At 60.4% G+C, this 11425-nt stretch carries 13 protein-coding genes, 1 tRNA gene and 1 pseudogene; 4 read left to right on the forward strand and 11 right to left on the reverse strand.

Features of this window, described 5'->3' with window-relative positions; translation table 11 throughout:
- Positions 1–236 precede the first annotated feature (236 nt).
- The 3 genes from CYD26_RS12780 to CYD26_RS12790 all read right to left on the reverse strand — a co-directional run bounded on the left by CYD26_RS12780 (position 237) and on the right by CYD26_RS12790 (position 2588).
- Positions 237–1532, reverse strand: coding sequence for an NAD(P)/FAD-dependent oxidoreductase (locus CYD26_RS12780; protein WP_102052761.1), 1296 nt, complete (start codon positions 1530–1532; stop codon positions 237–239).
- An 84-nt stretch (positions 1533–1616) separates the two neighbouring features.
- Entirely contained in the window at positions 1617–1790 is a 174-nt protein-coding gene (locus CYD26_RS12785; RefSeq protein WP_099775779.1) for a DUF3094 family protein, read from the reverse strand.
- A gap of 168 nt (positions 1791–1958) precedes the next feature.
- Positions 1959–2588, reverse strand: coding sequence for a DUF1780 domain-containing protein (locus CYD26_RS12790; protein ID WP_065758826.1), 630 nt, complete (start codon positions 2586–2588; stop codon positions 1959–1961).
- Positions 2589–2777: 189 nt separating this feature from the next.
- On the opposite strand from CYD26_RS12790, the gene CYD26_RS12795 reads away from it, so the two are divergent.
- Positions 2778–3467 (forward strand): energy-coupling factor ABC transporter permease, encoded by a 690-nt coding sequence (locus CYD26_RS12795; protein ID WP_102052762.1) that lies wholly within the window; start codon positions 2778–2780, stop codon positions 3465–3467.
- Here the strand turns inward: CYD26_RS12795 and yacG are convergent.
- The 4 genes from yacG to CYD26_RS12815 are packed head-to-tail and all read right to left on the reverse strand — an operon-like array spanning position 3464 to position 6319.
- Positions 3464–3667 carry a DNA gyrase inhibitor YacG gene (gene yacG, locus CYD26_RS12800; RefSeq protein WP_065758824.1) on the reverse strand — a complete coding sequence of 68 codons (204 nt, stop codon included), beginning with the start codon at positions 3665–3667 and terminating at the stop codon, positions 3464–3466. The genes CYD26_RS12795 and yacG overlap by 4 nt on opposite strands.
- Positions 3664–4287 (reverse strand): dephospho-CoA kinase, encoded by a 624-nt coding sequence (coaE, locus tag CYD26_RS12805; RefSeq protein WP_065758823.1) that lies wholly within the window; start codon positions 4285–4287, stop codon positions 3664–3666. The genes yacG and coaE overlap by 4 nt, the downstream gene beginning before the upstream one ends.
- Complete coding sequence (locus CYD26_RS12810) at positions 4284–5153, reverse strand: A24 family peptidase (RefSeq protein ID WP_102052763.1); 870 nt, start codon at positions 5151–5153, stop codon at positions 4284–4286. Before CYD26_RS12810 ends, coaE begins: the two co-directional genes overlap by 4 nt.
- Positions 5154–5155: 2 nt before the next feature.
- Entirely contained in the window at positions 5156–6319 is a 1164-nt protein-coding gene (locus CYD26_RS12815) for a type II secretion system F family protein (RefSeq protein WP_102052764.1), read from the reverse strand.
- Positions 6320–6531: 212 nt separating this feature from the next.
- On the opposite strand from CYD26_RS12815, the gene CYD26_RS12820 reads away from it, so the two are divergent.
- The 3 genes from CYD26_RS12820 to CYD26_RS12830 all read left to right on the forward strand — a co-directional run bounded on the left by CYD26_RS12820 (position 6532) and on the right by CYD26_RS12830 (position 7976).
- Positions 6532–6942, forward strand: coding sequence for a pilin (locus CYD26_RS12820; protein WP_065758820.1), 411 nt, complete (start codon positions 6532–6534; stop codon positions 6940–6942).
- Positions 6943–7024: 82 nt separating this feature from the next.
- Positions 7025–7099 (forward strand) — tRNA-Thr (locus CYD26_RS12825).
- Between the two features lie 262 nt (positions 7100–7361).
- Positions 7362–7976, forward strand: a complete 615-nt coding sequence (locus tag CYD26_RS12830; RefSeq protein WP_102052765.1) for a hypothetical protein — start codon at positions 7362–7364, stop codon at positions 7974–7976.
- A gap of 106 nt (positions 7977–8082) precedes the next feature.
- On the opposite strand, the gene CYD26_RS12835 is transcribed toward CYD26_RS12830, so the two are convergent.
- The 4 genes and pseudogenes from CYD26_RS12835 to CYD26_RS12850 all read right to left on the reverse strand — a co-directional run bounded on the left by CYD26_RS12835 (position 8083) and on the right by CYD26_RS12850 (position 11399).
- Positions 8083–8949 carry an oxaloacetate decarboxylase gene (locus tag CYD26_RS12835; RefSeq protein ID WP_102052766.1) on the reverse strand — a complete coding sequence of 289 codons (867 nt, stop codon included), beginning with the start codon at positions 8947–8949 and terminating at the stop codon, positions 8083–8085.
- Positions 8950–9160: 211 nt separating this feature from the next.
- Positions 9161–9463, reverse strand: a complete 303-nt coding sequence (locus CYD26_RS12840) for a hypothetical protein (RefSeq protein WP_102052767.1) — start codon at positions 9461–9463, stop codon at positions 9161–9163.
- A gap of 65 nt (positions 9464–9528) precedes the next feature.
- Complete coding sequence (locus CYD26_RS12845; RefSeq protein ID WP_256588016.1) at positions 9529–10233, reverse strand: YafY family protein; 705 nt, start codon at positions 10231–10233, stop codon at positions 9529–9531.
- 126 nt (positions 10234–10359) lie between these two features.
- Positions 10360–11399: pseudogene (locus CYD26_RS12850) on the reverse strand (DMT family transporter).
- Between the last annotated feature and the right edge of the window lie 26 nt (positions 11400–11425).

An 11425-nucleotide genomic window follows, 5' to 3' on the forward strand; every position in this document is an offset into this window, starting at 1 on the left:
GAACCGCCGTGTACGGAACCGTACGCACGGTGGTGTGAGAGGACGGCGGGTGTGAACTCGCCTCCTACTCGATTCTGTGTCCCTTCCCCGTGTGAGCTTTCTACAGCTCCTGCCGTTTGTTCCGCTATCAAAAGCGTTGAGCCTGAAAAGCTGCCTCAATCTACGGGCGCTATGTGCCATGCAGCGCAGAACACCTGTCGGGTGGCCACCTGAGCGACCACCCGACAGGTGTGGCATCAGTGCAGCTTCAAGCGTGGTTCAGTGCCGCGACCGATGCGGCTGCCGAGCATCAGCATCAAGGTGCGGAAGGTGCCGTAGAGCGCCATCTGGTGCATGCGGTACAACGAGACGTAGAACATCCGCGCCAACCAGCCTTCAAGCATGACGCTGCCCGTCAGGTTGCCCATCAGGTTACCCACTGCCGAGAAGCTGGACAGCGACACCAGCGAGCCGTAATCACGGTAGGCATAGGTCGGCAAGGGCTTGCCTTCCAGGCGAGCCTTGAGCCCCTTGGCCAGCAGCGAGGCCTGCTGGTGAGCGGCCTGTGCCCGTGGCGGTACATTGCGGTCGCTGCCAGGTTGTGGGCAGGCGGCACAATCGCCAAAGGCAAAGATGTCGTCATCCAGGGTGGTCTGCAGGGTAGGGCGTACCAGCAACTGGTTGATGCGGTTGGTTTCCAGGCCGTCGATATCCTTGAGGAACGCCGGTGCCCGAATACCAGCTGCCCAGACCTTGAGGCTGGCTTCGATGACCTCGCCAGTGCTGGTCTTGAGCGACTCGGCGGTCACTTCACTGACTGCCGCGTTGGTCATGACCGTCACCCCAAGCTTCTCCAGCGTCTTGTGCACTGGCACGCTGATACGCTCCGGCAGGGCCGGCAGCACACGTGGGCCTGCCTCGATCAGGGTAATGTGCATGTCCTGCGGCTTGATCCGGTCCAGGCCATAGGCCGCCAGCTCGTGCGCCGCGTGGTGCAACTCGGCTGCCAATTCCACCCCGGTAGCCCCCGCGCCAACAATCGCCACGCTGATCTTCTGGTTGGCGTTGTCGCCTGCGTGGGCGCGCAGGTAGTGGTTGAGCAACTGCTGGTGGAAGCGCTCGGCTTGTTTGCGGGTGTCGAGGAACAGGCAGTTTTGCGCCGCGCCCAAGGTGCCGAAGTCGTTGGTATTGCTGCCGACGGCAATCACCAGGGTGTCGTAACCCAGAGTGCGCGCCGGCAGCAGCTCACGACCGTCCTCGTCCAGGGTGGCGGCCAGTTGAATCTGCTTGTCGGTACGGTCCAGCCCACTCATGCGCCCGAGCTGAAACTGAAAATGATTCCACTTGGCTTGCGCCACGTAGTTCAGTTCGTCCTCGGACGTGTTGAGCGACCCGGCCGCCACCTCGTGCAACAGCGGTTTCCAGATGTGCGTCAGGTTGGCGTCGACCAGGGTGATTTGGGCTATGCCACGCTTGCCCAGGGTTTTACCCAGGCGGGTCGCCAGTTCCAGGCCGCCAGCGCCGCCGCCGACAATCACGATACGGTGAGTCATGGAGATATCTCATAAGGTTTACGGAATTCGGGGCCTGAGTGATCAGCCGCAGGCGGCGTGCGGCGTGGGCGAGCGCAAGGCAGCTCATAGCACCAGTTGACTCAGGAGGCGGCTGACCAGGCCCAAACCGATCGTCACGACCAGCACCAGCACAAGGAGCAGCCAAGGCCGGAAAGGCTTGCGCTCGACTTGATGCTGCGGGGCTCGCAGGTAGTGATCGACACGTTGTTGATCTTCGGGGGTCAGACGGCTTGTCATGGGGGCCTCGCCAGATAGACGTTTGTGACTATGGGAACGCTATAGCGTTCACTCTAGTCGCTTGCCAAAGGTCCGTCCGGCGGTAATGAAAGGGTGTTCACAGCGAGTGGTTAGGCTTTTTATCACCGGCGTTGATTTTTTGCCATAACGCTTTTGCACGAGGGCGCGTCAGAGGCTGATACCGACATCAAAGAGAATGCTGCGGCCCAGATTACTGCGCAAAAAGTCTGGGGCATCAGGGTGCGCGAACAGCACACGGGCAAAGGTCGGGCCGACCAGTGACAGCGACCGCCAGCCCTGACGCAGGTACTCGGTGGGCGGCGGGAAGTGGCTGTTCAGATCAAGCACCTCCCGTTTCAGGCTGGCAAAGGCAATGATGTCCAGCTCACCTAAATCGAGGCCGCGCTCCTTGTAGTTGTGCGCTTTTTTCCTCAGTGTTGGCGCCAGGCGCGCCAACAACTCGTGGGCGCTGATGCGCCTTGGGCGGGCCTCGCGGCGTACCAACTGGCTCAGTGAGAAAGCACTGCGGCGACGTTGCAACTCTTCGCGCCACTCATCGTTCAGGCGGCGGCCTTCGTCGAGCACGAAGAACACTTCAAAGGCCGCATCACGAAACAGTACATCCGGCGGCTCCTGGCCAGCAGGTGTAAAGTCGTCGTTGCGGTAGGGTATGTTCAGGCCTTGCAGCAGGCGCTGGCAGACCCAACGCTCGCGTTCCCATTTACGAGCATTGGAGAGGAACGCATTGGCCTGCTCGGCCTGAATCGTGAGCAGGCGTAGATAGTCTGAGTCGTCCATGGGACAAGCTTAGCGCTCAATTGTGATGCTTAAAGAAAAAATCTGTCGAAACAGAGGGTTCGGGGCGTTGGCGCTACTAAAGTGTCATCGCTCGACCCTCAATCGCAGCCTCTGAGCATCGGTTGTAGACTTTGCAGCAGCGTGACACTACCCCACAGGTGCTTTCAACATCACAAGGGCAATGAACGAGTGATAAGTGCTGAAGTTCTTTCCGATACAAGCCTGAGCGTTGGCTGGCTAGCCTACGTCCCGCTGCTGATGTGGGCGGTGGCGCGTACGCGCTGGGTTGAACTGTTTGCCGACAGTCGTCGCCAACACCTGTTGTTCGGTACCGTCTTTGCGTTGTTCGCGCTGTGGCTGGTACGACGGGACTTCGACACCGGCGTGTCCTATCACTTTATCGGTATGACCGCGGTAACCCTGCTACTGGACTGGCCGCTGGCGCTTGTGGGCGGCTTTATCGCACAGGTGGGCTTGGTGATGCTAGGGCGCCAGGACCTGGCGGCCATGGGTGTCAACGGCCTGTTGTTCATTGGTCTGCCAGTGCTGGTCACCGAGGTGTGCGCGATAGCCGTCGAGCGCGCCCAGCCAAAAAACCTGTTCGTGTATATCTTCTGTTCCGGCTTTTTCGCAGCGGCACTGGCGGCATTGCTCTGCCTGTTGGCGGGCTTGGGCCTGCTATGGCTGGATGGTCGCTTTGTAATGCCGGAATGGCTTGAGGATTTTATCGGCTACCTGTGGCTGATCATTTTCCCCGAGGCCTTCATCAACGGCATGGTGGTCAGCGCATTGGTCGTGTTTTGCCCGGAGTGGCTGGAAACCTTCAACAGGACCCGCTACCTGCAGGCCCCGTGGAAGGATGATGAGCCCAAGCCTTAGTGTTCGCGGTGGTTGAGTTCACCTGAAAACAGCTCATCTTCAGCGTCCGGTGCTACCGGAATCTTGTGCTCTTCGGCGGCCCAGGCGCCCAGGTCGATCAACTTGCAGCGGTCGCTGCAGAAGGGGCGGAAAGGGCTGGCAGCGCTCCATTCGACGGGTGCGCCACAGGTTGGGCATTCTACGGTCAGGGGTTGGCTCATGGTTGGCCTCCACGCAAAGTCAGGTAAAAGTGATGCAGGCGGTCGACCTCCGAATGCAGCCAGCTCAGATCGCGGTCGTTGACCACTACGTCGTGGGCGTGGCGCAGGCGTTCTTCACGGCTGGTCTGGGCCTTGAGAATGGCCTGGACCTGCTCGGGGTTGGTCTGGTCGCGCAACAGCGTGCGCTCGACCTGCAGGGCTTGCGGCGCGTCAATCACCAGCAAGCGCTGGGTGCGCTTGAACTGGCCGGACTCGATCATCAAGGGCGAGACGAACACGGCATAAGGTGATTCGGCCTTGGCCAGGTAGCTAAAGATTTCCTGGCCGATCAGCGGGTGCAGCAAGGCCTCCAGCCAGCGGCGTTGCTCCGGGTCGGCGAAGATCAACTGGCGCAGTGCTGCACGGTCCAGTTGGCCATCGGCTTGCAGCACGCCAGGGCCGAAGCGTTCGACAATGCTGGCCAGGGCAGGGCGCCCGGGTTCGACCACCCAGCGTGCTGCTTGATCGGCGTCTACCAGGTGCACACCCAGTTCGACGAAGCGCTGTGCAGCGGCGCTTTTGCCACTGCCAATACCGCCGGTCAGGCCGAGAATCCAGGGGGTGAAGGCAGGTGTTGTCATCGGAATCCAGCAAGCTGCAAATAGGAAGTGGTTATTTGACCACCCCAGAGCAGTGCGATCCAGCCTGCAATTGCCAGATAGGGCCCGAAGGGGATCGGCGTGCTGCTGAGCTTGCCGCTCAGGCGCAACATGATCAGGCCCAGCACGGCACCGATCAACGATGACAGCACCAGCGTCAGGGGCAGGATCTGCCAGCCGCCCCAGGCACCCAGCATGGCCAGTAGCTTGAAGTCGCCGTAACCCATGCCCTCCTTGCCGGTCACCACGCGGAACAACCAATACACCGTCCACAGACTAAGGTAGCCAGCGATGGCGCCCCAGAACGCGTTTTCCAGCGGTACGAACAACCCAAAGGCGTTGCACACCAACCCCAGCCAGAGCAATGGCAGTACCAGCGCGTCGGGCAACAGCTGATGTTCGATATCGATCAGGCTCAAGGCCAGCAATCCCCAGCTCAGCACCATGAAGGCTGCCGCTTGCAGGGTGAAACCAAAGTGCCAGGCGGCAAACCCGGTCAGGGTCGCGCACCCCAGTTCAACCAACGGGTAACGACAACTGATAGGGGTTCGACAGCTTGAGCAGCGCCCCCGCAAAAACAGGTAACTCAGCAGTGGCACGTTTTCCCAGGCGCGGATGCGGTGCTGGCAATGGGGGCAATGTGAAGCGGGCAGGAACAGGTCGTAGCGCTCAGCTGGCTGTGTTGGCAGCTCAAGGACTTCACGCGCCTCCTCGTGCCATTGCCGTTCCAGCATGATCGGCAAGCGGTGGACCACTACGTTGAGGAAACTACCTACGACCAGCCCCAGCAACAGGGTGGTGCTGAGGTAGACCAGGGGCTGGCTGGCCAGCGTATCCATGAGGTTCATGTTCAGATCACGTCGCCCAACTGAAAGATTGGCAGATACATTGCGATTACCAAGCCCCCCACCAGTACCCCCAGGATCAATACAATCAAGGGCTCTAGCAGACTGGCCAGGGTATCGAGCATCTGGTCGATGGTCGTTTCATAATGGCTGGCAGTTTTATCGAGCATATCGTCCAACCTGCCGGATGTCTCCCCTACCACGCACAACTGCACCGCAAGGCTGGGAAACAGGTGGCTGGCGTTCATGGCTGTACTCAGTGGCAGGCCATTCGAGACCTCTTGGCGAAGCCGATGCACCGCCTGTTCGAACAGCGGATTGCCGCAGGCTGCTGCCACCGAGTTCAACGCTTCGACGAGTGGCACGCCAGCAGAAAAGGAGGTCGCCAACGTGCGCGCGAAGCGTGCCAAGGCGACCTGTTGCAGCAGAGGGCCAGCCAGTGGCAGCTTCAACGCATGGTGTAATGCCCACAGCTTGAACGCCGGCTTGCGGCGCCAGGCCCAGTGCCCGGCCAACAGCCCAGCCCCAGCCATCAGCAGCAACCCGACTATGTGATCGCTCAACCATTGGGACACACCAATGACCTGGCGCGTAAACAGCGGAAGCTCTGCGCCAAAGCCTGCGAACAGTGACTGGAACTGCGGCACCACCTCAAGCAGTAGCACCGCCGACACCCCAAAGCCGACCAGTAGCACCAGTACGGGATAGGTCATGGCCTTTTTCACCCGAGCTTGCAGCGCCTGGCGCTTTTCCTGAAGGTTCGCCACCTGGTCCAGCAGCGTATCCAGGCTGCCCGAGTGCTCACCGACCGCAATCAGGTTGCAGTACAACGCATCGAAACAACGCGGATGCTTGCGCAGCGCATCGGCCAGGCTGCTGCCGGCAGCAATCGCCTGTTTAAGCGCCAGCAGCAGGCGGCGCAGGTGCACGTTACTGCAGCTTTCGGCCAGCATGTCGAAGGCTTGCAGCAGCGCGACGCCGGCCTTGAGCAAGGTCGCCAGTTGCCGGGTAAAACGGGCCAGCTCCGCTGAACTGATGGGGTTGCCGAGGTGCAAGGTGAGCAACTCGGCTACCCGCCCCGATGTGTATCGGGCCTGTGTATCGACTGAACGCCTGTGCGCGTTTCGTCGCAGGCGCTGTGCCCTGGGGCGTGTGATTCTGTTGGTCATCGCGACATCCTTGTTGCGCTGAACAGGTTCAAAATTGGTTACAGCTTGAGGTGTTGTAGGGGGTGTGCGTTCACATCCCAGCTTCTAGAGTAGTCGAGGCCGGATCAGGGATAGCGTCTGGCAGGGTGACAAAAGGTGTCTATTCGGGCCTACTGCGCGGCTGCCGGCAGAGCACCCCGGCAACCGATTCGGTCCAAACAGGGAGAACGTCCATGAACGGGCAGCGTGGCATCACATTAATTGAGCTGATGATCGTCGTGGCGATCATCGGCATCCTGGCGACCATCGCCTTACCCATGTACACCAACCATCAGGCGCGAACCAAGGCCACCGCCGGGCTGGCGGAAATCTCCGCCCTCAAGACCGCCCTCGAAGTGCGCTTGAACCAAGGCGCAGACGTTGCCAACGTCGCCGCCATTGGTGGCCAGGAGCGTACCGCCAACTGCGCCATTACCGCCGTGGGCAGCGCGGTGGCAGGCACCGGCAGCATCGTCTGCAGCCTGCTCGATGCGCCAGCGCCAGTGCTGGACAAAACCATCAGCCTGACCCGTTCGGCCACCGGCTGGAACTGCACCACCACCGTCGCCAAAGACTACGCCCCCGCCGGTTGCAGCACGCCTTGAGCGGCTAGCAGAACAGGTGGCAATAGCTGTTATTAAACAGTGATTTGCGTAACCGTCGCGGCAGTGGTAGCGTTGCTGTCACGCCGGTGTAGCTCAGTCGGTAGAGCAGCGCACTCGTAACGCGAAGGTCGCAGGTTCGATTCCTGTCTCCGCACCATTCAGCCGTTTCGATCACCCCCACAGGGCACGAAACACCCAACAAAGCCCGCCCAGTGCGGGCTTTGTTGTTTCTGCTGGTTTCCGGATCGGTGTCCATACGGCTAAGTCATCTACCCAGCCCTGCAAAGCCAATACATGGTGTGTGCCCAGCCTTGCACGCCCGCGAGTACGAAACGCTGCATGAAGGGATGCCGGCACAAGCCACACGGATGCCTGTAGGCTTGCAGGAGCAGGATAAATTTTGCGGAGTAGTCAGAACGATGATCGTAGTTGTCGACGGTATCAGCGCCAGCGGAAAAACCACCTGGTGCGCAAAGCATGGAGGGCAATATGTCGTTCCTGAAAATGGACGTTTCAAGGACGAGCCGAATCGACTGCAAGACCCCGTCGGAGCCGCAGCGTTCTGGGCAGAGCGAAACGTAGATCGCTGGCAGGCAGCGCTCGCTACGGAAGAAATGTCTTCGTGGGCTTTGTGCGACAGCGATCCCCTCAAGCTCCACTACATTTGGAGCCTCTGGCAGATCGGCGAGGCCAGCGAACACGACTGGCGATTGGAGTTGGCGGCTACACGAGAAACGGTAGCCCAAAGGCGGATTGGCTTCGCCGACTGTTACATTGTTGGCAGCATCGATCCGCAGCTCGCGCGCGAACGAGCCAACGCAGACACCACCCGCCGACGGCGTAATTTCGAGCTACACGTGCGTCTCCAAACCGCTCTTTTGAACTGGTACTCAGCCATCGAAAAGGTACTTCCAGGCCGGGTGCAATTCGGTTTTCCTTCAGAAATGCCGGCCTTGAAAACCCTTGATGGAAGGTATGCGCTAGAGGCTTTTGATCAAATGATCGCATCGCTCCCACGACCTCATACCGCTTAGTGTTTCAGTGCCTGGCCCAGGCTGCGCTTGTTTAAAGCGCTGCCATAAGCGCGGCGACGATTTTTTCGTGGCGGGCCTGGGTCGAATCTCGCCCCAAGCTGGCGCGTTATTCCTTCACGTTCATGTATTCCCGCGCCCAGGCGATGTAGTCGTTCGGGGCGGTGTACTTGGTTACCAGTTCCGAGGCATTGAGCGCGTTTTCGACAGGGATGCCGCGCTGCTCGCGAAGGCTGTCGTAGGTGGCTTTGATTACCGCGAAGTAGGCGGCATGGCCGTCTACCACGATGCGTACGCCCAGTTTGGCCAGGCGGCTGTCGTCGCGCAGTTCCGGGTTGCCGTAGGTGACCAGCATCAGTGGCACGCTCAGGCCTTCTGCGATGGCCTCCAGGTGTTCAAAGTCCTTCACCCCGACCAGGCAGATGCCGTCGGCGCCTGCGTCCTGATAGGCGCGGGTGCGGTGGATGACGTCGGTCAGCGGCTGCACGCCGGCATGGGTTCGGGCGATGATTGCCAGGGCGCTGTCGTCGCGTACTTCCAGGGCGGCGCGCAGCTTGCCGACGCCTTCCTCGACGCTGATCAGGTCGTAGGACTTGCGGCCGAATTGGGCTGGCAGCAGGGTGTCTTCAAGGGTCAGTGCGGCGACGCCGGAGCGCTCCAGCTCAATGACGGTACGCATGGCGTTGAGGGCATTGCCGTAGCCGTGGTCGGCGTCGGCGATCACGGGCAGGCGGGCCACACGGCCGATGCGTGTGGCTTGTTCGGCAAACTCGCTGAGGGTGATCAGGGCGATGTCCGGGGCGGCGAGCACTTGCAGGGACGCGACCGAGCCGCCGAGGATGCCGACTTCAAAACCGAGGTCGGCGGCGATACGCGCCGACAACGGGTCGAACACTGAGGCAGTGTGGTAACAGGCATGGCTGGCAAGCAGGGCACGAAAGGCATTGCGCAGCTCATGGTGACAGGTTTTTTGCATGGTCTGATCCCGTGAGTCGTTGTCTGGTCTTTTACTGTTCACATTTTGCAAGACCTGTACCCGAAGGTTGTAATGCAGATGTTACGGTTGTTGGGGCGGTGTTCCCGGCACTTGAATGGAGGAAACACGCCACTTTCCAGGACTATGATGGCGGAAATCCGCCTATTGCTGCGTAATGGTGCGCCTTAGATGCCAATGTGAGAAGAGGCGATCACTCCGGATGAAAGTGCCCCATGAAGGTAATCGCTTCAATGGCGTGGGCATACGGTGCGAATCTGGCGTCTCCGCGTTCGAAGGCCTGTGCAACGGCGTGTGCGCTCTCAAGGCTGTCCCACTTGGCAAGGTCGACGAAAACTCGGCCTTGAGGGGCAGGGCAGTAGCCGGTGTATTCAATCAAGCCATCAAAGTGCTTCAGGGCTTCGCGAAGCACTACTCGAAGCTCGGGCATCTGCTGTTCAAAACCTTCCTTGACGGTAAAGATCGCGAGTTCAAGTACATGGCTGTTCTGTGTCATAGGGTGCTCTCCAGGTGCAGTAAGAAGAGCGACCAGTGTCACGCAGGCCTACTGACAGCGTACTGTCAGTGCTTCATCGCAGGATGTGCCGCCCATTGCGCGGACTGGAACTGCATGTAGGCGCGCAGGTTCCATTCTGCCCCAAGCTTTTGACCGTCCGTCATGATCTGCAGGTTGTGCATCCGGTCGATCCGGAAGTCTCGGTAGGCCTGCCTGGACACGCACCAGGTGCCCACCGTCCACTTGCCTCCCCAATAGAACAGCCCCAAGGGAAACACCGTCCGGTCCGAAGTTGCCTCGTTCAGGCTGACATAGGAAAAACGTACCGCGCTCGCTTGTTGAATAGCCCGGTTCAGTTCATCCAGGTGGCGCTGGTGCGCTGTGGTGGGCCTGACGCGCAGCGCCCGAATGCTGGAGAGCGAGGGCGGTACATCGGCCGATGGCAACGCCGCGGTGATTTTGCTCAGAAGCGTCCTGGCAGAGGCGGCGAGTTCAGTACCCGCGGTAGTGGAGAGCATCTCAACGCCAAGCATCAGCGCATCGAGTTCAGTGCGGGTGAGGGTCAGAGGCGGCAGTTCAAAGCCTTCACGCAGTGAGTACCCCACGCCAGCAACCCCATAGAGGGGAATGCCACTGACAGACAGGTCATCGATGTACCGATAAATCGTGCGGGCTGAGACGCCAATGCGTTCGGCCAATGCGTCTGCGGTAATGGGTTGATGCACTCGTATCAGGTTGACCACCTGAAACAGTCGATCTGACTTGCGCATGTAGCATCCGGTCCATGGTGTGATCTTGGGCGAGCTTGCCCGGCGCTTTAGTCTCTCAGGTATCGAGTGTCGGGGGTACGCCGATCCTCGCACTCCGGGGGAACCCATCAACAACCAGGCACACCCTCAATGCTTGTGCCGGTGATGGATATCGGGAAAGTGCGGGTGGCTGTGTCGGATCGGTGCGTGGTGGTGCAGGTGGTTGTGGGGTTCAGTGCCATCCCAATCGAAGTCGTGTTCATGTTGGTGATGCTCGTCATGGGTATGTCGATGGCTGTGCACCAGTGGTTCGTGTTGATGCTCGTGTGCGTGGTTCTCGGTCAGGTGTATCCAGACACCCAGCGCCATCAGCGCGGCGGCGATCCAGAACAGCCATGACACCGACTCCCCAAGCATCAGGATCGAGAGGGCCGCGCCCAGAAAGGGCGCCGTTGAGAAATAGGCGCCGGTACGTGCGCTGCCGAGCCCACGCAGGGCCAGTACGAACAATACCAGGCTGACGCCATAGCCAAGGAAGCCCACCAGCAAGGTAGGCAGCAGTGTGCTGATTGCCGGCAGTTGGGCGCCGATAGCCAATGCCAGTGCGCAGTTCACCACACCCGCGCTCAAGCCTTTGAGGCCCGCGATGAACACGGCATCGGACGCTGAGACTTTGCGCGTCAGGTTGTTATCAATGGCCCAGCACAGGCAGGCGAACGCCACGGCCAGCGGGCCGGTCCAGTCATGGGCCGATGTGCTTTCCTGAGGCCAGGAGAGTACACAGCCCCCCAGAACGATGACGATCATGCCGAGCACGATTCGACGATCAGCGTTCTCCTTGAACACGACCCAGGCCAGCAGGGCGGTCAGCACCGACTCCAGATTGAGCATCAGGGAGGCGGTCGCCCTGAGGTACGTGTCAGGCCGAACATCAGCGCAATCGGCCCAAGCACGCCGCCGAATGCGATGGCGGCGAGCAGCCATGGCCATTCAGGGGCTGTCAGGCCGCTGCTGTGCCAGCCTCGGTCTCGAATGCACCGCACGAGGGTCAGGCCTAGGCCGCTACCCAGGTACAACAGCCCGGCCAACAGCACAGGAGAAAGGCCCACGCCCAGAAACTTGGCCAGTGGTGTGCTGGCGCCAAACAGGGCAGCTGCGGCCAGCGCGTACAGAACACTCACGTTCATTCGGGGGGAGCCTTCCACTTGAGCGG

Origin of the sequence: Pseudomonas sp. FFUP_PS_473 (assembly GCF_002858665.1) — a bacterium.
Classification (GTDB): Bacteria; Pseudomonadota; Gammaproteobacteria; order Pseudomonadales; family Pseudomonadaceae; genus Aquipseudomonas; species Aquipseudomonas defluvii.

Bases quoted from the DNA above. Each gene is read 5' to 3' on its own strand.
- CYD26_RS12780 (WP_102052761.1), bottom strand. From the start codon at position 1,532: ATGACTCACCGTATCGTGATTGTCGGCGGCGGCGCTGGCGGCCTGGAA.
- CYD26_RS12785 (WP_099775779.1), bottom strand. From the start codon at position 1,790: ATGACAAGCCGTCTGACCCCCGAAGATCAACAACGTGTCGATCACTAC.
- CYD26_RS12790 (WP_065758826.1), bottom strand. From the start codon at position 2,588: ATGGACGACTCAGACTATCTACGCCTGCTCACGATTCAGGCCGAGCAG.
- yacG (WP_065758824.1), bottom strand. From the start codon at position 3,667: ATGAGCCAACCCCTGACCGTAGAATGCCCAACCTGTGGCGCACCCGTC.
- coaE (WP_065758823.1), bottom strand. From the start codon at position 4,287: ATGACAACACCTGCCTTCACCCCCTGGATTCTCGGCCTGACCGGCGGT.
- CYD26_RS12810 (WP_102052763.1), bottom strand. From the start codon at position 5,153: ATGAACCTCATGGATACGCTGGCCAGCCAGCCCCTGGTCTACCTCAGC.
- CYD26_RS12815 (WP_102052764.1), bottom strand. From the start codon at position 6,319: ATGACCAACAGAATCACACGCCCCAGGGCACAGCGCCTGCGACGAAAC.
- CYD26_RS12820 (WP_065758820.1), top strand. From the start codon at position 6,532: ATGAACGGGCAGCGTGGCATCACATTAATTGAGCTGATGATCGTCGTG.
- CYD26_RS12830 (WP_102052765.1), top strand. From the start codon at position 7,362: ATGATCGTAGTTGTCGACGGTATCAGCGCCAGCGGAAAAACCACCTGG.
- CYD26_RS12835 (WP_102052766.1), bottom strand. From the start codon at position 8,949: ATGCAAAAAACCTGTCACCATGAGCTGCGCAATGCCTTTCGTGCCCTG.
- CYD26_RS12840 (WP_102052767.1), bottom strand. From the start codon at position 9,463: ATGACACAGAACAGCCATGTACTTGAACTCGCGATCTTTACCGTCAAG.
- CYD26_RS12845 (WP_256588016.1), bottom strand. From the start codon at position 10,233: ATGCGCAAGTCAGATCGACTGTTTCAGGTGGTCAACCTGATACGAGTG.